Consider the following 23741-nt stretch of genomic DNA (forward strand, 5'->3'; position numbering starts at 1 on the left):
ACTCAGGAGCTGTTCAACAAGTGAAAAACGTCCTGCTTCGCCTGCACAAACGGCAGATGAAGCAGGACGTGCTGATTTATTGCGGGAGCTTGCCAAACAGGTTATCACTTAGAAAGCCCGCTCGGCAGCTGCTGAGCGGGCTTTCTAAGTGAATTATAGAGGCTTGGCAGAACCGGTGTTACCAGCCGCTACCACCGCCACCCCAGCCGTCATCGGCTTTCTTGGCGGGCGCCTTTTTAGCGGGCGCGGCTTTCTTGGTAGTTGTAGCGGCAGCAGCGCCACCGCTCTTAGTACTTGCCGAGGTAGCAGCTTTAGCGGCAGTCTTGGCAGCCGGCATGGGTGCCGGGGCGGCAGCTATTGGCTCAGGCTCGGGCACCAGAATAGGCGCAGGAGCAGCCATAACGGGCGGTGCAATGTCGGCCGAGCGCACCGAACGGCGTATGTAAGGTGCCAGCGGGCGGCCCCGGTAGTCGGTGGTTACGCGGCGCGAAGGGGCAGCCGTAAAGCCCGGCGCAATGCTGGCTCCAATTGGCTGCTCTTCGTACACGGGGCCGGCAGCAGCGCCAGCAGTGGCACCAGCAGCAGCACCACCCCACTCGCTACCAGCCGAGGCGGCTGCCTCGGTAGGGGCAGGAGTAGTAGCGGCCGGTGCAGCCATAGCTGGAGCAGCCTTCGTCGTTTTGGCCGGCGCGGCTTTGGCAGCAGCTTTTTTCGGAGCCGAAGAGCCCCAGCCGCCACCGGAGTCACCCCAGCCATCCGACGATTTTTTTTGCGCTACGGCCGGTGCGGCCAAGAATATGCCGCCGAGCAGCAACAGCGGAACTAGTTGACGATTCGTCATGAAACAGATGCTAAACAGATTGTTATCGCAAAGATACAGTGCCTTGCGCGGGTCCGAAATACTCTACTCACATTTCGGTGGCCAAAATAGTGTCGGCTACCGAATCCGGCGGTCAGGTTTCCGGATAACGCGCACGTTGTCCGGATGTTGCCTAACGGCAGAGTCCCGTTTATCGTTCCACTTTTCTTTGTCGCAAAGGGGTAGTTCGGCCATTACGGTTGCTGGACGGCCGATTTCACTGCCAAAAGCGCGGCTGTTTACCAGCCAGCGTCAATTGCCGGGGCATCGGTGGCTGGGGCATCGGTCACTAGGGCAGTGGTGGCCAAGGTAGTCGGGGCCGGCTGCAGCTGGTGCAGCGGGCGGCCGTGGTAGTCGGTGCTGGCGGCCCGATGCGGTGCCGTGTTCATGCCCGGAGCCAGCATCACGCCTGAGGAAGCCATCAACGGATCGGTGGAAGTGGTGCGTACTGAGCGCGGCCGAAACGACTTACGACGGGCTACCGGACGGCCATTGTAGTCGGTGCTGGTGCCGCGGTAGGGCGAGGAACTCATGCCGGGGGCTACAAGCACGCCCGAGGAGCGCATCATGGCGGCATCAGCATCATCGGCGACAGCGGGAGTAGTAGCGTCTGCCGCCGCAGCGGGAGCGGGCCAGTCCCAGCCGTCGGTGGCAGGGGCCATGCTCGTACTTTCCAGGGGATAAGCGGTTGTGGTTTGGGCCTGGGCCAGGGGCGCACTCAGGAAGGCAACAGCCGCAGCGGCCGCGAAAAGCAACTTTTTCATCGGGAAGAAATCAGGAGTGAAAACGAGCGGCCGGCGTGGCGGCGCAGCAGAGCCGGCAGGAGCCGGTGGGTTGTATGGTGGTTTTGCAGCAACCGTACCAACTACACTTCCATCGACAATCAGCCACCCCTACAACAGGTTTATGTAGCTGATTATCAACGCAAAAATTTTATCGTTCAGGCAAGTCCAAACACACAATCGGCAATCAGGCTACCTTTGCCCCATGCTACAGGAAACCATTGCCCGGGTGCGGGCGGAAATTGAGGCCGCCGACCTTTCCACGGCCGAACAACTCGACCAGTTCCGCATTGCCTACACCGGCCGCAAAGGCCAGCTGGCCGACCTGTTCGACCAGCTTAAAAGCGTGGAACCCGCCGACCGCCGGGCCGTGGGCCAGGAGCTCAACCAGCTCAAGCAGTTGGCCCAGGCCCGCTTCGATGAGCGGCGCGAGCAGCTGGAAGCCGGCGCGGCCAACTCCCCCTCCGACCCCACCTTCGACTACACGCTGCCGCCCGTGCCCCAGGCTCTGGGCACCCGCCACCCGCTGAGCCTAGTGCGCGAAGAAATCGTGCGTATTCTGGCCCGCATCGGCTTCAACGTGGCCGAGGGGCCCGAAATTGAGGACGACTGGCACAACTTCACCGCCCTCAACTTCCCCGAAAACCACCCCGCCCGCGACATGCAGGACACGTTTTTCGTGAAGAGTGCCGGGGCAGGTTCGGGAGATTCGGATACGGAAGCAAAAGCCTCCGCCAGCTACCTGCTGCGCACCCATACCAGCCCGGTGCAAGTGCGGGTGATGCAGGCGCAAAAGCCGCCCATCCGCAGCATTATGCCGGGCCGGGTGTACCGCAACGAGGCCATTTCGGCACGCGCCCACATGATGTTTCATCAGGTAGAGGCGCTTTTCATTGACGAAAACGTGAGCTTCGCCGACCTCAAGCAGACGGTGTACTACTTCGTGCAGGAGCTGTTCGGCGACGACGTGCAGGTACGTTTCAGGCCCTCGTTCTTCCCCTTCACCGAGCCTTCGGCTGAGATTGACATCACCTGCCTGATTTGCAAAGGCACGGGCTGCAACATCTGTAAGGGCACCGGGTGGGTGGAAATCGGGGGGGCGGGTATGGTCGATCCGGCGGTACTGGAGCAGTCGGGCATTGATGCCGAGCGCTACTCGGGCTACGCCTGGGGCATGGGCATCGAGCGCATCACGATGCTAAAATACCAGATCAAGGACCTGCGCCTGTTCACCGAAAACGATATGCGCTTTCTGCGGCAGTTCGAATCCCTGCTGTAAACTGTTTGGCCTGATTACGCTGATTTTCTACTGCGTTTATTCGCCCTCCTACACTCGCCACCTATGACCTCCCCCACCCATCCCGCCGCCGCCAGCCAGCCTATTTCCATAGAAACTGTGGCCATTGTGGGCGCGGGCACCATGGGGCTGGGCATTGCGCAGGTGTGCGTGCAGCACGGGCTACCCACCATTCTGTTCGATATAAATGCCGACATGCTGCCCAAGGCCCGGCAGGCCATTGCGGCAGGATTGGGTAAGCTGGTGGAAAAGCAGAAGCTGAGCCCCGAGGAGCGCGATGCCGCGCTGGCCCGCCTCACCCTCACCGATAAGCTGCCCGAGGTACGCGCCGACCTGATTGTAGAGGCCGTGGTGGAGCGGCTCGACGTGAAGCAACAGCTGTTCCGGCAGTTGGCCGAGCAGAACCCGGCGGCGAGCATCTTCGCCTCCAATACCTCGTCGCTACCCATTACGCGGCTGGCAGCGGGCATCCCGCACCCCGAGCGAGTGGTGGGCATGCACTTCTTCAACCCGGCGCCCATCATGAAGCTGGTGGAAGTTATCAGCGGCGTGGCTACCGCGCCGGACGTGGCCGATGCGGTGTTTGCGCTGGCCGGGCGGCTGGGCAAGCGCCCTGTGCGGGCCGCCGACGCGCCGGGCTTCATTGTGAACCGGGTGGCGCGGCACTACTACGTAGAAGGCCTGAAGCTGGCCGAGGAACAGGTAGCGCCAGTGGAGGTGATTGATGAGCTATTGGAGTCGGCCGGGTTCCGCATGGGCCCGTTCCGCCTCATGGACCTGATTGGCGTGGATAGCAACTACCTGGTTACGTCGGCCATGTACGAGGCCTTCCACTTCGACGCCAAGTTCCGGCCCAGCCGCCTGCAGCAGCAGAAGGTGGATGCCGGCCACCACGGCCGCAAGTCGGGTCGGGGCTTCTACGAATATCCTGCCAGCGGGCCAGGAAAGGGTTGAGGTACGGCCAACGCACTATTCACTCCCTAGGTACGTTGCCGATATAAAGGCTCACCTATTTGCTTTGCCGCATGCGTATCGTTCCAACCTCCTCCCGTTTCCTCGGCCTGTGCGTGCTGGCCACTACTGCGCTGGGCATTGCCGCCTGTAACTCGGGTAGCAACGCACAGCCCCAGATTCCGCTGGCCATCGTGAACGAGGTACTATTCCTGACCGACCAGCAGAACAGCGCCCTGCGCTTCGATAACGGGGCCGTGTACACAAAGGGCGGTCTGCGGGGCCTGATTGTGGTGCGCCAGAACGTCGGCACCTACTTGGCTTTCGACCGCACCTGCCCCTACCAACCCCAGGACACCTGTGCCCGGGTACGCATCGAGCCCCTTTTTCGGCTCTTCGACCCCTGCTGCCAGTCGCAATTCAGCTTCACGGGCCAGCCGCAGGGTGGCCCGGCCACGCTACCGATGCGCCGCTACAGCACAGCCCTCTCAGGCAATGTCCTGACAATCACGAACTAGAAAAATAACCTGTTATTTTTTGAAAGGCGGGTTTGGTGCTTCCCGATCTTTACCTTAATATTGCACCAGCAACGGCAAAAACCGCCGCCATAACCGCTTCCTTAGCTCAGCCGGTTAGAGCATCTGACTGTTAATCAGAGGGTCCCTGGTTCGAGCCCAGGAGGGAGCGCAACGCCTAAAAACACCCGCCCATAACCGGCGGGTGTTTTTGCGTTTATACCCTTTTGGTTGCCGTCAGGGCACATTTGGTTGCGGAATTAGCTTGACTCTCCGATAATTCCAGACTACCTTAGGAAGAAAACCAGGGCGGAAACCGAGGCGAAAGCCAGGGCGACATCCTACATTTCTCCCGACCAATGGACCAGTCAAAGCAGTTCAAAAGGAAGATAAGTGTCCGGCTGCATCCGCGGCTGGCCGAAGCCGATAAGCAGGGCTATTGCCCGCTGCGGCTTACGGCACGCTGGCACGGGCAGGAAATCCAGGAGAATACCGGCGAGCGGGTACTACCCCAGCGGACGGATAGGCACGGACAGCCGGAGGAGTTGTGGAGCGCCGGCTCAGGCCGGGCACTACGGGGCCATGATGACTTCGTAGCCATTAACGGCCGGCTGAGCGACTGGGAGCGGGATATTCTGGGGGCCTTCAACCGGCTTTTCGATGCGGCTCCGTTTCAGAAGGTAGAAAAGAAGGCGCTGCTGGCCGAGCTATTCCCGAAGGCCCGGGTTAAGGCAGCGACACCGGTGACGCAAAAGGCGGACGACAGCCGCACGTTCCGGCAGGTGCTGGAGGAGTGGAAGGAGCAGAACCGTAACCTGGGCAAGGACTCGCTGCGCAAGTATGACCAGCTGGCCACGATGATGGAAAGCTGGCAGCCGGACCTGCGTCCGGAGCAGGTAACGCAGAAGGTGGCCAAGGAATACCAGCAGCACCTGCTGGACCTGCAGAAGTCGGACGCAACCATCAAGGTACATTTCACTGGCCTGCGCAAGTGCCTTGAGCAGCTGGGCCTGAAGGCAGACATGCCCTGGCTGCAGTATTCGGCCAAGAACGCGCCGCAGCTGGACCTGGAGATAGAAGAGGTGCGGCGGCTTATTGCGTGGCGGCCAACGGAAGAGCATCTGGCCGAGGAGCGGGACCGGTGGCTGTTTCAGCTGTTCAGCGGGCGGCGGTACGAGGACCTGGAGAAGTTCGACAAGCGCGAGCGAATTACCCTGCCCCTGGCCGATGGCACTTCGGTGCCGGCGCTGCTGCACGCGCAGGGCAAGACGGGCAACGATGCGGCGGTGCCCCTCCCTCCTATTGCCGTGCGTATCGGGGAGCGGTGGGGCTGGAAGTTTCCGGCCCGTACCTGGCAGCAGCGCGGCGAATGGATTAAGGAGGTGGCCCAGCAAGCGGGCCTGACGCGGGAGTGGGACGACCGGTTGATTACGGGCGGTAAGGTGGTGCATAACTGGCGGCCGGTTCATCAGGTCATCGGGACGCACACGGCCCGGCATACGGCCGGCACGCTGCTTAAGCAGGCGGGCAACGGCAACAAGGCCTTGGCCAAGCTGGTGCTCGGGCACGCGGAGGAGGACGTGACGGACCGCTACGCCAAGGACAAGGCCCGATTGCTGGCCCCGGCGGTGCTGGAGGCCTGGCGGAGTATCCTAGGCGAGTGGTACGATAAGGAGCCGGCGACATAGCGTATATTCGGCCTGTGTAACGGGAACGAACAAAACTTTGTAGCAGACGCCGGAGCCTTATGCTTGTGCATGTGAGCCTGTGGGTGGTTTTCCAGGTCTTCTGCCTTGTGCAGGGGCTGACAACCGGCTTGTACCTGCTAACCCGGCGCGGGCAGCCGGCCGCGGCCCGGTGGCTGGGGTGGTTGGTGCTGGCCCTGACGCTACAGGTGCTGGACTATTGCCTGGCCAGCTCGGGCGTGTACTTCCGGCACAAATGGCTGTATTTCACGCCGCTGTTTTTCTCCTGGTGCTACGGCCCACTGCTGTGGGGGGCGGCACGGGCCTGGTATGGCGCCGAGCGGCCGTTATCGGGCTGGCACTTTGTGCCGGGCGGGGTGCAGCTAGTCTTCTACCTGCTCGTATCGGCCCAGGATTTTAAGACAAAAACGTGGTTCTGGCTGCAGGTCCACAAGCCCTACACGCGCTACCTGGAATACTACGGGGCAATAGCTTCGGTTTGGATTTACCTGTGGCTGGCCGCCCGGCTGGTGCGGGCACACCAGCGTCGGCCGCGCTGGCTCTGGTGGGGGCTGCTGGGATTAGCGGTCTTCTACGCCCTAGCCGCCCTCGACCCGCTCGTGAATGAGGGGTATTTGCCGGCTGGGGCCCCGAAGTTTTATCTGACCAGCCTGCTGTTGCCGGTGCTGGCCTACGCGGCGGCCCTGCTGGGCTGGCTGAAAGGCGGCGCAACCACTCCGGGGCTACCAGTAGGGACGACGGTAGCACCACCCGTTGAAGCAACTGCCGGCCTACCCGCCAAGGCCCCCGCCCCGCCCGACTCGGTGCAGCTGGCCCGGCTGGTGCAGGCGATGCAAACCGAGGCCCTGTACCGCGACCCTGACCTGTCGCTCGGCTCGCTGGCCCGGCATCTGGACTTGCCTCCCAACACCGTATCACACCTCATCAACGCGGGAATAGGCGAAACCTTCACCGAGTGGGTGAACAGCTGCCGGCTGGCTGAGGTAGAGCGCCGGATGCGCACGGCCGATGCCCAGCGCTATACGCTGCTCGCCCTGGCCCTGGAAGCGGGCTTCAACTCCAAAACCACCTTCAACCGGGCATTCAAAGAGCGTAATGAACTGACGCCCAGTGCGTATAAAAAGAAGTACCAGGCTACACTTCGGGACGATACTACGGCGGCCGGGGGCTAGGTTTACGGCCTCATTCAACCCTTCCATCTATGCGTTGGCTTATCCTGCTCTGCTGTTTCGGCTGGCCCCTGCTGTTGCGGGCCCAGCCCACGCCGGTTCTACCGGCCACCACTGCCGCCCGCATGGCGGCCGTCGAGCAGGGACTACTGCCCTACGTGCCGGTGCGGGGCCTGCCGGGCTGGAGTTTGCGCGAGCGGATGCGCTACTACCGGGTGCCGGGCCTGAGCATTGCCGTTATTCACAATTACCGGGTGGAATGGGCCAAAGGCTACGGCTGGGCCGATACGACCACCCACGCACCGGTTACGCCCGCCACGCTGTTCTCGGCGGGTTCCATCTCGAAGCTGGCAACGGCGGTGGCGGCCCTGCAGCTGGTGCAGGCGGGGAAACTGAGCTTGGACGCGCCAATCAACTCCTACCTGACGTCGTGGAAGCTGGCGGAAAACGACTGGACCCGCCAGCGGCCCGTAACGCTCCGCCTGCTGCTGAGCCACCAGGGCGGCACCAGCCAGTCGGCCTACTTCGGCTTCGTGCCGGGCCAGGGGCCGCTGCCTTCCGTAGTGGATATCCTGAGCGGGCAGCCGGCGGCCGAAACCCGGCCGGTGGTTGTGAACCGGGAGCCGGGCACGGGCTTCAACTACTCGGGCGGGGGCTACCTGGTGGCCCAGCTGGCCATGACGGACGCGACCAGGCAGGACTTCACGGCGCTGACTGAGCGGCTACTGTTTCGGCCCCTGGGGATGCGCAACACGACTTTCGCCCAGCCCCTGCCAGCCGCCTGGCAGCCAAGGGCCGCCTGGGCCTACTCGGAAAACGCCTGGTTCCAAGGCATGCCTTACGTGTACCCGCAACAAGCCCCGGCTGGCTTATACGCCACGCCTACCGACCTGGCCCGGCTGCTTATTGAAGTGCAGCAGGCGTGCCGGGGCCGGGGTAAGCTGCTGAGCCAGGCAACTGCCCGCGAACTACTCAGCCCCCAAGCAGAGGTATCGGCGGGCACCTACCACGAGCAGATGGGCTTGGGCGCGTTCCTGCTCCAACGGGCCGACCAGCAGGGGGATGAAAGCCGGTATTTCGAGCACACAGGCGTAAACGCTGGGTTTCTGGCCTATGCTATCGGCAGCGTGACGGGGGGCGAGGGCGTGGTGATTATGATGAACCAGGATGGCGGGGCCGGCGAGCTGGGCAAAGAGCTCCGGCGGGCGGTGGCCCGGGTGTACGGCTGGCCCGCCTTTTTGCCCCCCACCATCGAGCCGGCGGCCTGCCCGCCCGCCGTGCTGGCTGGCTACGCCGGGCGCTACCGGCGCGGCCCCGACGAGGTGCTGGCCCTGCGAGCCGAAGACAACCACCTGGTGGAGCGCATTAATGGGGGCAACGACATTCTGTGCTACCCCGTGGGCGGCGACACGCTGGCCTTCACCGATTTCCCGTTGCGCGGGGTATTCGAGCGGTCGGCGGCCGGAAGCATCACCGGCTTTCGAATGCTGGGAGCCGATAAGACCATGCCCCGTCTGCCTGAGGAGGAGTTCCTCCCGAATGAGCTGCTGCGCCGGGGTCGGGTGGCGGAAGCAGTAGCCGGCTACCGCACCCTGAAACTGGGCGAGTATCAGATTACCTACCTCGTTTACGAGCTGCTGAATCCGCGCCAGCCCGGAGGCGCGGACCTGGCCGGGGCGAAAGGGCTGCTTGAACTGGCCCGTGAGCAGTATCCCCAATCCGGCATTGTAGCGGCCCGCTGGGGCGACTGGTACGCGCTGGCGGGAGACAAGCAGCAAGCCCAGAACGCTTACCGCCTGGCCCTGCGCGACAACCCAAACGACAAAGATTTGCTGGCAAGACTGGCGGCCGTATCGAAGTAAAGTGTGCTACCAAGTGGAATTGGGTACCGGGTAGCTGACGGCAGGTTCCGGGCGAGATGTTCAGTAGGAAGCCGGGGCGGCAGTGGGGGCCAGCTGGGCTGTAAGCTGATAGATAATCCACTAACTGCCTATTCTTTTGCCATCACTTCGTACCTCATGCTCAAGCTATCCGTGGTCTTATTGGTGATTTTGGCATCAAACTCCGCCTGACGGGTGCCAAGGTTCCGCACCAAGGCAGCCGAGCCAGCGCTGAAACCAAGCGTAGCTTTCTGGTTTGATTCGAGGCGGCCACGTTCCAGCACGGCGCCACCAGTTTGGCGCTCGGCAATACTCAAGGGCACTGGACCGCTGTTACGAATGCTTACCTGGAATGCGCCCCGCTGCTGACTGCCCAGCACGAATTGCTTGCCCGCCTCGATAAGAGTGTGCGACCAGATTGGGCCGAAGGAAGAGCCGCCAATAAGTACGGCAAGCAGCATAATAGATAGTAAGCGCATGGTTGTTAGTTGGTTAAAACGATGTATGAGATGACCGGGCCTCCGGTTGCGCTGAGTCTGAGTGGGTGCTTGCCTCACTTGGCGGTGGGGACGGGTGGCCCCGCCGGGTGCTGCCGGATGTAGCGAAGCGTAAAGTTCATTTCCGCGTCCTCGCCCTGGGCAAGCTGCCGGCCGGTGGGCTGCACGTAGAAATCGGGTAAGCGCCGGACCGGGGGCGTCCGGTCCAGCTGCCCGCCGCATAGTAGCGGCAGGTCCAGCAGGATGTGCGAGCTGGGTAGCTCGACCTTGTAGCTCTGGCCGGCGCACAGCACGTTGCTGTACACGTCGCCGCCGTTCTCTTCACCGATAAACAAGACCTGGCCGCTGGCGCAGCGCTGCCGGTAAAGGTAGTTGACCAGGTAGCTGCTGGCGGAAAACGTGCCGCCGTTGGTCAGCACGTACAAGTTGCCGGTAAAGGCCTCCACGGCGGGAGCAATCGGGCGGGTGTCGGCAAATTTCGGCTTCATTATCAGGGAAGTGTCGTTCAACAGGAACTGGCCGGGGTCGGACGCAAAAGCCTTGAATTCGTCGGATAAGTCGCGGGCGTAGGCCTGGGTGGTAAAGCGGCGGCCGGGCACCCGGTTGAAGCCCATAGGGGTGAAAGGCTGAGTAGTGAGCCGGGCGAACAGGTATTCCGCGTAGCCGTCGCCGCCGCCTTCGTTGCTCCGCACATCCAGTACCAGGTGCCGGGTGCCCCGCTGGCGCAGGTCGGCGACCACGCTGTCGATGAACGGCTGAAATTGCTGCCCGCGGTTCTCAATAAAGCCTTTGAAGAAGCTGCCTACCTTTAGGTAGGCGACTCCTGGGGCCAGCGTGGACTGGTAGCGTAAAGGTTTGGCGTACTGGCTGATGCTCCGGCCCGTGCGGGCCTGGTAGGTTTGCGCCAGTTGGGCGGGCAGCTGGCCCCGCACTTCTACCTCGCGCCGGGAGCCCGCCAACCGGAGCCGGAAGGCAGTAGCATCGGGGTACAGCAGCTGGTAGAGGAAGTGGAAGTAGTAGTACTCCGACAGCATGTAATACTTGAAGGTTGTATTACGTCCATCGGCCGGCATGTACGGCGCCATCGTGGCCAGCAACTCGGCGACGCGCACGCCATTAATGGCGACGATTTCCACGCCGGCCGGTACGACCTGCTCCGCGCTGCAATCCTGCTGCAAGTAGAGGCGCTGGCTGAGGATGCGCACCTGCAGCGGCAGGTACGGTCGCGTGGGCTGCAGGGCCCGGAGCCGGTAGTCGGCCGCGTGCCCGGGCAGGTCGATACGCGAATGACCGTGACGCAGGAGAGTGAGCAGGTAGCGGAGCTTAAGATAGTAGGCCTCGCGGGTGGCGGCAGGCCGGAATGTGCGGGCCACGCTGTCGCACTGCCGCGCCAACTCGGCCGGCCGGATATAGTAGGTGAGGCCGCCGTGCGCTTCCTGGAGAGCCGTGCGGAAAATAGCAAAGTCGCTTTGCTGCTCGGATACGGACAGTTGGGCCAGGGCCGGGGAAGTGGGCCATAGCCAGCAAAGCAGGTGCAGGCACGGCAGCAGGTAACGGTAGGGCATGGGGTACTGGGGAAGCAAGTGAGGCTGACCACGGTGGCCAGCTATGCCCCAAGGTACCGGCTACCCCTAATTTAATGGCCCTATTCCATACAATGGGCCGTCCCAATTCATGTATTGGGACGGGTAACGTCGCTGGGTGGATATCCAGCCAGCTTTTTAAAGACGCGGTTGAACGTTGACTTTGAATTGAAACCGCAATCAAAGGCGACGCCCACCAGCGAGTAGTGGGCGTAACGGGGGGAGGCTAGCCGCTCGGTAGCGGCCCGCACCCGGTAGCCATTTACAAAGTCGCTGAAATTGCAGCCGCAGCCGGTATTGATAACCCTTGACAGTATTCCCGGCGTCACGTGCAGGGCCTGGGCCAACTCGGCCAGCGTCAACTCCGCCCGCAGCCAGGGCTGCTCAGTCTCCATAAAATGCACTAGATGGTCACGGTGTGCCAGTAGTTCTGAGGGCAACGATGCCAGGCCAGCCGAGGCCTGTTCGGCTCCTTCCTCGACTGCCGAGACAGAGGCAGTAGTCACCGCAAGTGGCTGCTTCAGGCTAGTCGCTGGGGGGAGAGTTAGCGGTGCGGGGCTGGTAAGCGGGAGTGGGCTGCTGGCCGCGGCGTAGTTGGCTTGTAGTCCTACCACGATGAGGCCATATACCAGACAACCCTGCACGACGTAAAAGTACCAGGCTGATTGGTAGTTGAGCGACAATGCCTCGTTGAGGCCGGTGAATAGCAGCCCCAGCCCCAGGCTGGCTACCTGTAGCAGCAGAATTTGCCGCAGTCCGGCGAAACGCAGCCGCTCCGGGTTGGAGAAATTATCGTTGAGGTAGCGGTAGTAGCGGCGGTAGTCCGCCAGCACGCGCAGGGTGTAGACCAGCAGGAGTGCGTAGCCAGCTAAGGCTAACGGCAGTTCCAGGTAGCCAAGCAGGGTGGCGCCGTAGCCTTTGGTTCCGAAGAAGTCAGGCAGCGGCCGCTGGCGCACGCCGCGCCACCACCCCAAATCGTAAGCAGCAACAGCAGCGAATAAAGTTATTTGCGCAAGGCCCGGCAGCAGGTGCCGCAGTGCCGGGCGCTGGTAAAAGGCCGGTCGGGTCAGGCTACGGAAATAGAGGTAGTAGACCGGCCCCATCAGTAGCCCTAGCTGCCACGGCATGTAGAACATGAAGGTGGAGTAGCTGTCGTGGCTATCGTACCAACCTGCGAAGCCCAGCATCCACTGCGCTACGCTGAGGGTGGGAAGCAGGATAAGCACAGCTAGCCAGACGTCAGACCCGACAGCGTGGCGGACAGCCCTAATCAGAAGCCAAGCCACTGCTGCCAGGCCGGTTACTACAAAAGGGAGGAGTAGGGAGCTATAAAGTCCAAATCGGAAAAACATCGGGCCGCAAGTAAATACATCAGCCGCAAATGGAGTTACTACGGGCTAACCCTGGCGACAGGATAGCTTAACTGTATTATCCGAATAAGTGCTGGCAAATAGCTTGAGCGCCTGGTTTTGAACTGCCTGCCTACTGCCTGCAGACTGCCTCCGTCCTGCCTGCAGCCCCGGTTGGATGCCGCCTACTTTCCATTGAGGGCAGCGGCGACTTCGGCCTCCGGCAGGCGGGTGTAGGCGCAGAACTCAGCTATCGAAACGTAGGCCCGGGCGGGCTTGCGCAGCTGGGTGCGGATGCGCTGCAACAGGCGCTTGCCGGCGTCGTAGCCGGTGCCGGTAAGTTGGGCAACGTCTTTGGGGTAGAGGCAAACCTGGGGCATGTTGGGGCGAATTGGGACTAGTTGGGCAGACGAATATACAACGGTAAAAAGCCGGTTGTAGGTTCGCGATATGAAAGTTAAAGCACTGTATATCAGCCGGTGGTTGCTCCTGGTTGCCGCCGGTTTCGGGTTAAATGAAGCGGATGCTCAAATGGTGACTACTGTGCGGCCGACTCTCATCCTGCCCAAGGAGGAAGTCGGGCGGGTGGTGCGGGTGGTGGATGCCGATACCTACGACGTGCTGGCCGGGAGCGTGGTGTACCGGGTGCGGCTGCTGGGCGTGGACGCGCCGGAACGGGACCAACCCTTCGGGCAGCAGGCGGGCGAATCGGTGGCGCGGCTGCTCACGCCTGCACGGCAGGTACTACTCGGGCGGCGCGGTGTGGACCTGTACGGGCGGACGCTGGCCACGCTACGACTGCCGGTAACCGGTGGGCCGGCCCTAGCGCTGGACTCGCTGCTGGTGGTAAGGGGCTGGGGCTGGGCCTGGGACCCCAGGCACCGGATACCCGGGCGGGCTGCGCAACAGGCCTCCGCCTTGGCCGCCCGGCGCGGGCTCTGGAAGTGTGGGGCAGTGGGCGTGCTCACGCCGCGGCAGTGGCGGCAATTCAACTACAAAAACAAGCGGCGCTACGGGGTGGGCTGCACCTGGTAGCAAGGTCGCGCAAGCGCAAGCAGCCACAGCACAACGGATTTTTCAACCCTTAACAACTTACTACTATGGCACGTCAGACGGGCATTATTGGCATCCAGGGCACCGTAGGGGGCCTGGTGTTCAGCAAAAACGGGAATATCTCCCAGAAGCCGGCAAGCGACAAGGCGGCCTTCGCTAACGCGCCGAGCCGGGCACGGACCCGCGAAAACGCGGCCGAGTTTGGCCTGGCCGCCAAGTACAGCAAGCTGCTGCGCGACTCACTGCGGGTGGCCATTGCTTCGGCCAGTGACAGTCAACTGGCGGCCCGCCTCACGAAAGTGATGCGCGAGGTTATCGGCCTCGACGACACGAACGACCGAGGCCAGCGCGTGTTCGACTCGGGCAACTCGGCGCCCCTGCTTGGCTTCAACTTCAACGCCGGGGCCGGCATCGGGCAGACCATGTACTTCCCCTACGAGCTAACCGGCAACGGGGCGGATGTGACCATGAGCATCCCGGCGCTGAACCCGGCCTCGGACATTGCTGCGCCGCAGGGCGCGACGCACTTCGAGGTGGTGTTTGCGGCCGCCGACCTGGACATGGAGATGCTGACGTTCACGGGGGCCGTGGTGGCCGCTCCGCTGGGCATTCTGCCCATCAACAGCGCGGCCCTAGTGAACCAGGCGGTGGTGGCCACTTTCCCAGCGGCTCCGGCGGCGGCTAACCTGGTGGTGGGCGTGGTGGGCATCAACTTCTACCAGCAGATTAACGGCAAGTTCTACGCCCTCAACAACAACAGCACCAACCCGCTGGCTATTGAGTACGTGGCCTAATGACAGAAGTGAGAGGTGAGAAGCAAGAAGTGAGAGCCGGTCAACGGTCTACTTCTGCTCCTCACCTCTTCTGCTCAATTGCCCAGCTCTTCTCTCACTTCTCATCTCTCCTACCTAACTTTTACCTCATGGCACTTACTGCATATCAAGTCCAATTCAAGCGGCGCATGAAGCGCGCAATCCGCCAGCGGGCCAAGTCGGACCAAAAAGCCCGGCGCTACACCCAGCTGCTGGCCGACGCACTACGCCTGTCTCAGGACGCGGCCGCGCAGATGAATGCGCTCAACCAACTCTACAACGTGGACGTGAGCACCCAGACTATTCTGGTACACGACCTGCTGGACGCGCTGCAACCCGACCAGTTGACGGGCTTGCTGGGCCAGAGCACGCCGGGCGAGGAAGAGCAGCTCTTCAATCCGATTCCCGACGGCAACGGTGGGCAGCCGTTGCCGGCCGACCCGTTGTTCGGGGATGTGGTTACGGGCCCGCCGATTGTACCACCGGCGCCGACGGCAAGGGCTGCGACTCCGGAGAAGGATGTGGTGTCAGCAGTGGCACGGGAAGTGGAAACCCAGGATTAGCGCTTTCCTGTCCATAACTAACCGGCAGGGCCGGCTCCTGCTTGCAGGGGCCGGCCTTTTGCATGAGGAGCAATAGTTTCGGAGCGCGCTCGACCCCTAAACTTTTTCTAGTCAGAATCTGTACTATATTTGCACACCTTCTGCAATTGCAAGGGGTAGAAAGAAGCCTCTGTACCCACCGAAGCCTTGCGTTGCACGCGAGAGACGTTGTAGGTGGTATGGGGGCTTTCTTTATGCAGTTTACTCTGGTACGGGTTCGATAGGAGGCTGCCGCTGGAAATTCCAATGGCGATAGGCGTGTTCCCAGCTTACCTCTGGGGTAGGGCGACCAGTGCTAGCCCCAATGTTAAAGCGGGGGTACAGAGCCACGATACGCCGGTGAATATGCTTGTAAAGCTTCTCTTTGGCGACAGTACGTTTGCCGCGTAAGCGCTGGCCTGGTGGTTTTTCCAGATGCTGCTTATTGAGGCGGAAGGCCATTGCCCCCAATACTACGTCGAGACACTGGAGCAGTGGGTGGTGAGCAGAATCTACTTCGCCAATAGCATCGGGGGCTAACTGAATACCAGCTTTCTTGAACTCGGGCTGTTGCGGCAGCCGGAGTAAATAGTTTTTGAAAAGTTGATTTTTTGCTTCCTTATCCGGCAGCTTATCGAAAAATAGCTCCAGATGATTGGCACCGTCGGCGGGCACAGGTAGGTATTGCAGGCCGAAAGCATGTTTGAGGAATTGGTAGTACAGTAAATGGTACTGGTGCTGCCGCTGATAGGTGGTGAGGCTAGAGCCAGGTGCATGCAGATTCTGCGTGAACATGATACGCACTCTGACGTGGCCGGCGGCCACAAAGTCAAAGAAGAAGTCCATCAACTCTTGATAAACAGGCAGCAGGAATTCATTGGTTTTCGTCCATTTCACTTCCCCAGTCAGTCCCAGTTCCTGAAATTTGTCCCGCAACAGCGGAATAAGTAATCCCGCTATCCGACTGTCAACAATGAGTCCTCCATAAAAATCTGAAAAAAGCCGGCCCCGCAAAACGGACTCGTCACAGTAGATATAATAGCGCATCAGCAAAAATGAGTATGCCGGGCAGCGTACGAACACAGCCCGGCATTCAAAAATAGTAGATTCCGACTGCTAAATGGCCTTTACGCATAATTGATTGGGAATAAAGGTTAGCCGTTAGCTGCACGACGACGCAACAATGCCGCGTACTTCTTGCGTCCCTGCTCAATGAAGCCAGGCGAAGCAGTGGCGTCGAATACCCAGACTGCGTGCGGGGCCTTCTTCTGCACGCCGATAATCAGGAAGCGGTCAGCGGCAAGCGCGTCGAGGTACAGAGCGGCCTGGCGGTCGTAGTCATACTGCCCGGCGCAAGCCAGGAAGTGTGGGAGGTCCTGGCAGCTGGTGGTTTTGAAGTCTATCAGCGTGGTGCGGCGGCCGGCTGGGCTGCGCACGAGCAGGTCGGGGCGCACTTTTACCAGCAGGCCGGTTTCGGTATGCACCGCGGTATGCGTGAGCTCGGGGGTGCCACGGTAAAGCAGGTCGCGGCAGTAGCGCTGGCGGCGTACCTGGCGGGCTAGCGCTTCGAGCTGGCCCCAGGGGCATTTATCGTCGGTACGGGCGTAGGTGGCCGGCTCTAGGGTGGCAGCGTGGAAGGCCGTGCCGTAGGCCAAGGCCTGCGGATTGGGGGCGCGGAGCTGGCCCAGCACCTGCGCCTTCAGATTGGAGAGGTCGGTATTGCTGATGGCGGGCAGGGCGCGGTGCTGCTCCTGGGTGAGGCCGGGGTAGGCTTGCAGATTATGGAACATGGTGGTAGGTGAAATGGGGTTAGCGGATGATAGCCAGGCGCTGGGAATCGGCGGTGCGGTGCAGCCAGACGTGGGCGCCGCCACAGCCGACCAGGTAGGCGGGCCCGGGGAAGAGCTGGCGTACATCGGGGGCCAGGTCGCGCAGGTCGGGCCGGGGTTCGGCAGTGGCTAGCGTCTCGGTGAGCCTGGCCAATAAGGCAGCCTCGGCTTCGTCGTGGGGTGGCTGCTCAATGAGCAGCCGGGGCGGGTCGGTGGTGGTATCCATGATGGCAGTGAGCAAGTGAACGGATAGCCGGATGGCCCCCACGGCGGATACCGCGGGGGCCGGGCACTAGGCGGCCTGGGGCAGGGCGGCGGGCTCCGGGCTGCCGGGGGTGCTGTCGTCTGCCGCCGACGTATCCCCGCCGGGCACGGTGTAGCCGTGCACGGTGTAGCCGTGCTGGATGCGCATGTCGGCTGCGCCGGTGTAGGTTTCAGCCCGCCAGATAGGGAAGTCGTGGGCGAAGTCGCGGCGGGCTACTACCTCGGATAGCTCGGCGGGCTCGTAGCTGAACTGGGCCAGGTAGTAGGTGGCCTTCTTGCCCTCCTTGGTCGTTTCCTTCTTCACGGCGCGCACATGGACAACTACATCGGCCAGCGTGAGCTCATCGTAGAACAGCGGCTCAATGAGGCGGTACAGGTTCTCGACGCTGTAGCCGTGGAAGAGCACGGCGCATACGGCGCCCTTGTCGTCGGCGTAGAATAGCTCGGCCCAGAGCTTGCGGCCCATGTTAAGGATGTCGTCGGAGAAGATGCGCCAGGCCAGCGGAATGAAGCTGAGCGTGGGGCCCAGCTGGGTCTGGCCGTTGATGTTGAACTGGCCGGCCTTGGCATCGAAGCGAATCTGCCGGGGGTGGCCGGGCAGGTACCGGAAGCGGCTGGTTTCGGTCAGCTCGCCGGTGGCCTCGTCGAGCGTGGCCGTCAGGTAGGCGCGGCTCGGGGCCGGCGTGGTGGTGAGGGCGGCTACGGCGGTGGACGTAACGGCGGGGGCTTTGGAGGTTTTGGTGGCGGTTGCCATAATGCAAAGGGTTAAGAGGGTGAAAAAAGCGGGGCCCGTTGGCGGCCGGCCCCGTCGCCGGGTGGTGTCTTATTTGAATTGCTTATCGTGGCAGAGCAGGGCGCGGCCGACGATAGAATCCTGCCCGCGGGCGGCGGGCTGGTACTTGTACCAGAGGTAGGTAGCCAGCAGGTTGAGGTAGGCCGGGTTGCGGAACTTGCCCTCTTCATCGATGATGAGGATGAGCTCATCCGAGAGGCGCACGACTTCGACGGTCCGGCAGTCGAGCAGCTGGTATAGCTCGGCCAGCCGGAAGCTGCGGCCGTTGGCGGGGCTGGTGGGCTGCGGCGCGGCGCTGTGCGGGTCGAGCAGCTGGGGCTGGTAAGTGGTAGCGGTGGCAGGCATAATAATGGGGAGTTAGGGGCCCGCGCCGCCGAGGGGGCGCGGGCCGGTGGCTACTGATTGAGAGTTGAGGCGGCGGCCAGCGCGGCACAGGCGGCGAACAGCGGCTGCATAAAGGGCTCGGCGAATAGTGGGCGGGCGTACAGGGCCTCGGCGCGGGCCTGCAAGGCCGCCAGCTTGTTGAGGAACTGCGCCTGCTGGTGGGCAGCCTCGCCGGTATGGTAGCGGGCCACGGCGGTTTGCTGGTAGCTGCTGCTGCCCGGCTCGCGCTGCTCGCACACCACGGCCCAGCCGGGGGCCACGGCGTACAGGGCCACGGCCCGGTAGTAGCAGCCCGCCCCCACCGGGGCGGGCGCTACGGGAGTAGGCAGGCTACGCACGGCGCAAACCGGAAATGACGGGCCGGCGGCGGCGGGCGCGGGCGGCAAAACCCGGGCGGGGCAGCGGGGCCCCGGAAAAGGCAGCGGCGGCCCGGCGCAACGCCTGGGCAGCGTGGGCAACCACCAGCGCGGCCGTGAGACTGGGATGGGGCTGGACTGCAGCGAAGGTGCGCACGGCGGCGGCTACGGCCTCGAAGGGGCACAGCGCCTGCCCCAGGTGGCAAAGCCCGGCTACGTGATAGGAAACGGAATACTGGGTACGGGCGAAGCCATCCGGAGCGTGGTAGTGGCTGATGGTGGCGAAGTGCGAGGCGGCGGGGCCGGACCAGGCGGCAGCGGCAAGCTGCGAGAGTTGCAAAGCAGTGAACATGGCTGTAGGTGTTAGCCGTGGGTGCCCCGCGCCGTAGGCCTCCGGATAGGGCGGGCAGCCGGGCCTTTCCCGACTTACTACTCTAATATACTAACTAAATGATTATAAATCTAACAAAGTGTAACATATGATTGTGCAAAATACGGGCATATAAAGAACCGGGGCGACTGATTAAAGTGCAATTTATTGCAGGACACGACCGAGTGCGGCCAACTGAACAAGACCTTAATGCCTTTTCAGCCGGGGTTTGGGGGCGGCCAGCCCCCGATGGACACTCGGCGGAGCCGGCCTTATGAGGGGGTAGCGGCCGACCAGCGGGAGGTGGCGGAGCCCGAGGTTGATGACCGGGCGTTAGCCGGGGCATGATGGCGGGGGTTTGGGGTACTCCCCAATGAGCCTATCCGCGAAGCGGGCCTTATCATTTGGCCTGCGTGGCCTGAACGCATATACTACTTGCAGGAGGCAGGCTTTTTCGGCCTGTGGCCTGCGGCCGAACCAGGGGGTGCGGACGGGTGGCGCGGGGCCTTTTGGGGGACCCGGGCGGCCCGGTAGCGGTGCGGTAGGTGGGCGGTGGGGTGTATCAGGGGGTGCTGGCGGGGCTGGAGAATCGGTGCGGTGGGGAGAGGGGCGTGCCGGCGCGGCAATGACCGGAGCGACCAGAGCAGAGCAAGCGGCGGGCGTGAGGAGCGGAGCGACGAATGGCCGTAGCGCCGCGTTGCGGCGGGAGAGCAGGGAATGAAAGCGGCGGCCGGGCCCGGGGCGGCGGGCTGGGGTGGGGCCGGCGCGCTGCCTGGCGTGGGTGGGGTTTGCGGGGGGCTGGCCGGGCTGCGCGCCAGCGGTGCGGTGGGCTGGCGTCAGGGGCTGGAATGGGGATGCTTCACTGAGTAAAGACCGAATCCGGGTAGCGGGGGCCGCAACAGGGATAGTAGCCAAGCCGACCAACGGGAGGCTGCCCGCAGGGCCGAAGCGAAGCGGAGTGGCGGATAGCCCGGCCCGAAGGGGTTGCCCAAAATAATTCAATCAGACTGCATTGTTGGGCAATTGGAATATGTTGCAAATTGTAACGTAAATTAGCATTTGAGCTAACCGTTGTAACAAAGCACTACTACCATGACCAGCATCAGCCACATCGTAACACCCGACCATCTTTTAGCCCCGGCTGCACCCAGTGTAGTGGCCGGGCGGCAGCGGATGATACCGGTACTGAGTGCGGCGCAGGAGCAGCGGCAGACGGTCAGGCTGAGGCAGGCAGTACCGAGCCTGGCCGGGGCCTACTCGCAGGCGTTGCGCCGGTGGCTGGGCGACCCGGTGCTGCGGCTGGCGGGGCGGCCCATCATCACCGAGTGCTACCGGAGTCCGGAGCGGCAGGAGGAGCTGTACCGGCAGGGGCGCGGCCGGCCGGGGCCCATCGTGACCTACAAGCGGGGCGGGGAGTCGAAGCACAACTATTCCCCTACCCCGGCGCTGGACGTGGCGTTTCAGCTGGCCGATGGCTCGGTGTCGTGGTCGGGGCTGCTGTTGAGCAAGTTTGCCCGGCTGATGAAGTACGCCGATGCCCGGGTGGTGTGGGGCGGCGACTGGCCCTCGTTTAAGGACCGGCCGCACTTTGAGGTGCTGACGGGGTGGAAAGGAGGTGATGAACGTGGGTAATCTACTCGACAACTGGGGCGTGGTGACGTCGGTGGTGGCCGGGGCGGTGGCGGTGCTGCTATACTTCGTGAAGAACTGGCGGGCAGTGGAGGAGCTAAAGGTGGCTTACCAGAAGCACGAGCAGCAGGCGGCGGCGCTGGCGGTGAAGGTGGACGACTACCACATTTCGGCGGTGGCGCGGGAAGGCAAGCTGCGGGAGGAAATGAAGCTGCAGGCCGAGCAGGTGCGCAATGAGGGGTTGCAGCAGCGGGCCGAGCTGCGCAAGGAAATGACCGACCTGGTGCTCAAGCTGACCGAGCGGCTGGCCCACATAGACAAGACCATGGCCCTGGTGGAGGAACGCACGAAAGTACTGACCGAGGCCAGCAAGGAACAGGATTCGCGCAACAAGTGGGCGGACCGGATTCTGGCCCGGCTGGGTAATGATTAAGCTACCGGCTTGTAGCTATCAGCGAGGAATGACGGATGATAAAGACCGAAAACCAATCACTAAAACCCAACTACGATGAACCAGAAACTGACAGTGCTCGACCGGGTGACGTTGCCGACGCCCCGGTTCTTTCGGAAGGTGCGCACGATTGGGGCCGCGCTGGCGGCCATCGGCGGTATTATCGCCACGGCCCCGGTGGCGTTGCCGGCGGCGCTGGTGACGCTGGGCGGCTACCTGCTGCTGGCGGGGAGCGTGGCCGCGGCCGTGTCATCGGCGGCAGTGGACCCGAACGGGGAATTGCTGCGGGTGGCGGATGAGCCGGCGGCGGCTGACCGGCAGCGGGTGGTGGAGCGCGGGGACGCGGCTTCGCTTTGATGTTCTACACTTACACTTTTACTCAAATGGCAACTAACCCTCCTACCGGCGACAACGCCCGCAAAGGGGCCGTGCGCAAACGGTCCCAGACGTTCAACCCGGTTACGAAGCAGTACGTGAAGCGTGATGCGGAGACGGGGCGCTTTATGGATGTGAAGGAAGATGGCAAGCCCTTCAAGGGCGTGCGGCGCGAGAAGAAGCACAAGCCACCGGAGCCGGGCGCGTGAACCCGACGACTGGAAACGACAGCGGCCACCCAAGCGGGTGGCCGTTCTGTGTTCAGGTGAGCACAGAAGCTAATGGGTGAGTAGCAGGCGGGTTTGCAGCGGCTTGCTTTTGCTCACGCACAACAGATGTTGACGGGTAATCGGACTGCTTCGTTCCGATAGGCTCCGCTTACCGGGTGTAGGTCATGCGGTGGGCGACGTTGCCTTGTTTATCGTAGTAGACCCACTCGCCAATGGGCCGTTTCCAGTGGCGGTATTGCCCTTTGGACTTCACGCGGCCATTCTCATAGAAAAACGTAACCGGACCTTCCACCCGGTTTTCCCGGTAAGTGCCCTGGCACTCCTTGTTGCCTTCGGGGTCGAAGTCTATCCAGTAGCCATTGCCCAGACCGTCTTTGTACTGCTGGATGGTTTGGTACTTGCCATTCGCGTAGCGGCCGTAGAGCAGACCGGTGTAAGGCTGGGTGCTGCCCCGCTCAAAGTACCGGTTGCCTTCCGGCGCGGGGCGCTGATAGGTCCGGCTCATGGGCACCCGCTTCTGCCGGGTGGTATCGGCGGGTGCCTGTTGGGGGGCGGGGCCCGGTAGCATGAGGAGGCCACCGCTGATGAGGACAAGGTATTTCATGGTTGCAGAAGTAGGTAGGCGGTTTCCAGGTAGTAGATGCTGTACACCCGTTCCCCCGTCGGGTCCAGCTCGGGTGCCCGGTCGCTGCTGAAGAAGAAGTGCTTGCCGTCGGGTGAGAAGCGCGGGCAGATGTCGTTACGACCGGAGTTGATGGCTGGCCCCAGGTTGCGGGCGCTGCTCCACTGCCCGTTCACTTTACGGCAGTAGTAGATATCCTCCTGCCCCAGGCCGTCGGCCCGGTCGTAGGAGGCAAAGAACAGCAGATTGCCATCGGGCGACAGGCAGGGGCCGCTGTCGGCCCCGCGGCTGTTCGGGGGGGTGGGCAACTCCTGCGGCGGGCCAAAGCGCCCGTCCGGCTGCCGCGGGGCCTGGTACAGATTAGCATCGGAGCCCGTGCGGCTACCCGACCAATAGTAGAGGTTGCCAACTGCATCGGTTGTCGGGCCGGCCTCGTAGTGCGTGGGCCAGACCTCGCCGGGCTGCTGCACAAAATTGATGGGGGCCGACAGGGGTCGTGGGGTGCTCCAGCGGCCCGCCTTCTTGTCCATCACCCACAGGTTCATGTCGGTAGAGCCCGGCCGCCTGGCCCGGCCCGGTAGCGGGCGCAGGGAAGCGAAGTAGAACCGCTGGCCGTCCGGGGTAATGAACGCCCCCTCGTCGGGGCCAGTGGAAAAGGCGGCGGGCCGGGGCTCACTCCAGCCAGTGGGCGTGCGTTCGGCCCGGTAGATTTGCTGGGCCGTGGTGCCCGCCCGCTTTCGGGTGAAATAGAGCGTGTTGCCGTCCGGCTCGAAGGTGATGTCCCACTCCTGGTTGGCCTCGGTAGCAATGCGCCCGGGCTCGAACAGCACCGGCACGTTGAGCACCCGCTTGTCATCCTGATAGAGGAGGGCCGCAAGCGGGGTTCCGTCCGGGGCGAAGGTGCGCACGTAACCGTGGCGCTGCCCCCGCAGATAGGAGCCCTCGGTGGCCAACTGCCCGTTGGGATGGTAGCGGGAAGCCAGACCGACCAGCAAGTCCTGCTCGTATACTTCCGCCGACTCCCGTAGGCCCGTCGGGTAGAAGTACTCCCAGGTACCATGGCCCTTGCCCTGCCACCAGGCAGCCCGGTAGCGGATGGCACCGCTGGGGTACCACTCCAGCCACGTGCCGGAGGCCTCCCCGTTGAGCAGCTCTTTCCAGACGTGGGGCTTGCCATCCGGATAAAGCGTTTGAACGATGCCCGTGAAGGTGCTTAGCGAGTCCTGGCCGGGGACGTAGATACGAGGCGGTGGCCGCAGCTGCGCGCTGGCCCGCGGGCCGCAGCCCAGCAGGGCGGCGCTGAGTACAAGGGCCAATGTCGTCGTGGTTGTCGTCGGCATGGGAGCAGCATAGATGGCAACCTAATACTAGGGAGTGCCGGCAGCTATTCCCGGTAAAATCTGA

28 protein-coding genes and 1 tRNA gene are annotated in these 23741 nt (G+C 62.8%); 14 read left to right on the top strand and 15 right to left on the bottom strand.

Annotated features, from left to right (window positions below):
* Positions 1-178: 178 nt before the first annotated feature.
* A complete protein-coding gene (locus tag HW554_RS10425) occupies positions 179-841 on the bottom strand; it encodes a hypothetical protein (protein WP_176908527.1) in 663 nt (220 codons plus the stop codon).
* Between the two features lie 257 nt (positions 842-1098).
* Positions 1099-1623 (bottom strand): hypothetical protein, encoded by a 525-nt coding sequence (locus HW554_RS10430; RefSeq protein WP_176908528.1) that lies wholly within the window; start codon positions 1621-1623, stop codon positions 1099-1101.
* A gap of 223 nt (positions 1624-1846) precedes the next feature.
* On the opposite strand from HW554_RS10430, the gene pheS reads away from it, so the two are divergent.
* The 7 genes from pheS to HW554_RS10465 all read left to right on the top strand — a co-directional run bounded on the left by pheS (position 1847) and on the right by HW554_RS10465 (position 9141).
* Complete coding sequence (gene pheS / locus HW554_RS10435) at positions 1847-2920, top strand: phenylalanine--tRNA ligase subunit alpha (RefSeq protein ID WP_176908529.1); 1074 nt, start codon at positions 1847-1849, stop codon at positions 2918-2920.
* A gap of 63 nt (positions 2921-2983) precedes the next feature.
* Positions 2984-3892, top strand: a complete 909-nt coding sequence (locus HW554_RS10440; RefSeq protein WP_176908530.1) for a 3-hydroxyacyl-CoA dehydrogenase NAD-binding domain-containing protein — start codon at positions 2984-2986, stop codon at positions 3890-3892.
* A 71-nt stretch (positions 3893-3963) separates the two neighbouring features.
* Entirely contained in the window at positions 3964-4407 is a 444-nt protein-coding gene (locus HW554_RS10445; protein ID WP_176908531.1) for a Rieske (2Fe-2S) protein, read from the top strand.
* A gap of 95 nt (positions 4408-4502) precedes the next feature.
* Positions 4503-4576 (top strand) — tRNA-Asn (locus HW554_RS10450).
* Positions 4577-4763: 187 nt separating this feature from the next.
* Positions 4764-6092 carry a phage integrase SAM-like domain-containing protein gene (locus HW554_RS10455; protein ID WP_176908532.1) on the top strand — a complete coding sequence of 443 codons (1329 nt, stop codon included), beginning with the start codon at positions 4764-4766 and terminating at the stop codon, positions 6090-6092.
* A gap of 71 nt (positions 6093-6163) precedes the next feature.
* The gene (locus HW554_RS10460) at positions 6164-7282 is read left to right on the top strand and encodes a helix-turn-helix domain-containing protein (RefSeq protein WP_176908533.1); all 1119 of its coding nucleotides are present in this window, start codon (positions 6164-6166) and stop codon (positions 7280-7282) included.
* 29 nt (positions 7283-7311) lie between these two features.
* Positions 7312-9141, top strand: coding sequence for a serine hydrolase domain-containing protein (locus tag HW554_RS10465; protein ID WP_176908534.1), 1830 nt, complete (start codon positions 7312-7314; stop codon positions 9139-9141).
* Positions 9142-9269: 128 nt separating this feature from the next.
* Here the strand turns inward: HW554_RS10465 and HW554_RS10470 are convergent, their stop codons facing one another.
* The 4 genes from HW554_RS10470 to HW554_RS10485 form a co-directional block, all read right to left on the bottom strand.
* Complete coding sequence (locus HW554_RS10470; protein WP_176908535.1) at positions 9270-9620, bottom strand: hypothetical protein; 351 nt, start codon at positions 9618-9620, stop codon at positions 9270-9272.
* Positions 9621-9712: 92 nt separating this feature from the next.
* Positions 9713-11221: a S41 family peptidase gene (locus HW554_RS10475; protein WP_176908536.1), complete on the bottom strand. Its 1509-nt coding sequence runs from the start codon at positions 11219-11221 to the stop codon at positions 9713-9715.
* A 107-nt stretch (positions 11222-11328) separates the two neighbouring features.
* Positions 11329-12465: a helix-turn-helix domain-containing protein gene (locus tag HW554_RS10480; RefSeq protein WP_176908537.1), complete on the bottom strand. Its 1137-nt coding sequence runs from the start codon at positions 12463-12465 to the stop codon at positions 11329-11331.
* Positions 12466-12773: 308 nt separating this feature from the next.
* The gene (locus tag HW554_RS10485; protein ID WP_176908538.1) at positions 12774-12968 is read right to left on the bottom strand and encodes a hypothetical protein; all 195 of its coding nucleotides are present in this window, start codon (positions 12966-12968) and stop codon (positions 12774-12776) included.
* Positions 12969-13131: 163 nt separating this feature from the next.
* Here HW554_RS10485 and HW554_RS10490 point away from each other — a divergent pair, with 163 nt between their 5' ends.
* From HW554_RS10490 to HW554_RS10500, 3 genes are all read left to right on the top strand, one after another.
* Positions 13132-13623, top strand: coding sequence for a thermonuclease family protein (locus HW554_RS10490; RefSeq protein ID WP_317170867.1), 492 nt, complete (start codon positions 13132-13134; stop codon positions 13621-13623).
* Positions 13624-13688: 65 nt separating this feature from the next.
* Positions 13689-14435, top strand: coding sequence for a hypothetical protein (locus tag HW554_RS10495; RefSeq protein ID WP_176908540.1), 747 nt, complete (start codon positions 13689-13691; stop codon positions 14433-14435).
* Between the two features lie 167 nt (positions 14436-14602).
* Positions 14603-15016 (top strand): hypothetical protein, encoded by a 414-nt coding sequence (locus HW554_RS10500; protein ID WP_246285188.1) that lies wholly within the window; start codon positions 14603-14605, stop codon positions 15014-15016.
* A gap of 240 nt (positions 15017-15256) precedes the next feature.
* On the opposite strand, the gene HW554_RS10505 is transcribed toward HW554_RS10500, so the two are convergent.
* The 7 genes from HW554_RS10505 to HW554_RS10535 form a co-directional block, all read right to left on the bottom strand.
* On the bottom strand, positions 15257-16081 hold the full coding sequence (locus HW554_RS10505) for a DUF3800 domain-containing protein (RefSeq protein WP_176908542.1): 825 nt from the start codon (positions 16079-16081) through the stop codon (positions 15257-15259).
* A 107-nt stretch (positions 16082-16188) separates the two neighbouring features.
* Positions 16189-16824 (bottom strand): PD-(D/E)XK nuclease-like domain-containing protein, encoded by a 636-nt coding sequence (locus tag HW554_RS10510; protein ID WP_176908543.1) that lies wholly within the window; start codon positions 16822-16824, stop codon positions 16189-16191.
* Between the two features lie 19 nt (positions 16825-16843).
* On the bottom strand, positions 16844-17089 hold the full coding sequence (locus HW554_RS10515; protein WP_176908544.1) for a hypothetical protein: 246 nt from the start codon (positions 17087-17089) through the stop codon (positions 16844-16846).
* 66 nt (positions 17090-17155) lie between these two features.
* Positions 17156-17881: a hypothetical protein gene (locus HW554_RS10520; protein WP_176908545.1), complete on the bottom strand. Its 726-nt coding sequence runs from the start codon at positions 17879-17881 to the stop codon at positions 17156-17158.
* A gap of 69 nt (positions 17882-17950) precedes the next feature.
* Entirely contained in the window at positions 17951-18265 is a 315-nt protein-coding gene (locus HW554_RS10525) for a DUF3846 domain-containing protein (RefSeq protein ID WP_176908546.1), read from the bottom strand.
* A gap of 50 nt (positions 18266-18315) precedes the next feature.
* Complete coding sequence (locus HW554_RS10530; protein WP_176908547.1) at positions 18316-18642, bottom strand: hypothetical protein; 327 nt, start codon at positions 18640-18642, stop codon at positions 18316-18318.
* Positions 18635-19012: a hypothetical protein gene (locus HW554_RS10535; protein ID WP_176908548.1), complete on the bottom strand. Its 378-nt coding sequence runs from the start codon at positions 19010-19012 to the stop codon at positions 18635-18637. Before HW554_RS10535 ends, HW554_RS10530 begins: the two co-directional genes overlap by 8 nt.
* Positions 19013-20122: 1110 nt before the next feature.
* Between HW554_RS10535 and HW554_RS10540 the strand changes: the two genes are divergently transcribed.
* The 4 genes from HW554_RS10540 (at position 20123) to HW554_RS10555 (ending at position 21694) form a co-directional block, all read left to right on the top strand.
* A complete protein-coding gene (locus HW554_RS10540) occupies positions 20123-20662 on the top strand; it encodes a M15 family metallopeptidase (protein ID WP_246285189.1) in 540 nt (179 codons plus the stop codon).
* Positions 20649-21092 carry a hypothetical protein gene (locus tag HW554_RS10545; protein WP_176908549.1) on the top strand — a complete coding sequence of 148 codons (444 nt, stop codon included), beginning with the start codon at positions 20649-20651 and terminating at the stop codon, positions 21090-21092. The genes HW554_RS10540 and HW554_RS10545 overlap by 14 nt, the downstream gene beginning before the upstream one ends.
* A gap of 75 nt (positions 21093-21167) precedes the next feature.
* Positions 21168-21467: a hypothetical protein gene (locus tag HW554_RS10550; protein WP_176908550.1), complete on the top strand. Its 300-nt coding sequence runs from the start codon at positions 21168-21170 to the stop codon at positions 21465-21467.
* A 26-nt stretch (positions 21468-21493) separates the two neighbouring features.
* Complete coding sequence (locus tag HW554_RS10555; RefSeq protein WP_176908551.1) at positions 21494-21694, top strand: hypothetical protein; 201 nt, start codon at positions 21494-21496, stop codon at positions 21692-21694.
* A 169-nt stretch (positions 21695-21863) separates the two neighbouring features.
* Here the strand turns inward: HW554_RS10555 and HW554_RS10560 are convergent, their stop codons facing one another.
* Both HW554_RS10560 and HW554_RS10565 read right to left on the bottom strand, forming a co-directional pair.
* On the bottom strand, positions 21864-22319 hold the full coding sequence (locus HW554_RS10560; RefSeq protein ID WP_176908552.1) for a toxin-antitoxin system YwqK family antitoxin: 456 nt from the start codon (positions 22317-22319) through the stop codon (positions 21864-21866).
* The gene (locus tag HW554_RS10565) at positions 22316-23677 is read right to left on the bottom strand and encodes a PD40 domain-containing protein (RefSeq protein ID WP_176908553.1); all 1362 of its coding nucleotides are present in this window, start codon (positions 23675-23677) and stop codon (positions 22316-22318) included. Before HW554_RS10565 ends, HW554_RS10560 begins: the two co-directional genes overlap by 4 nt.
* Between the last annotated feature and the right edge of the window lie 64 nt (positions 23678-23741).

The organism is Hymenobacter lapidiphilus (genome assembly GCF_013377885.1).
In the GTDB taxonomy this organism is placed as follows: Bacteria; Bacteroidota; Bacteroidia; order Cytophagales; family Hymenobacteraceae; genus Hymenobacter; species Hymenobacter lapidiphilus.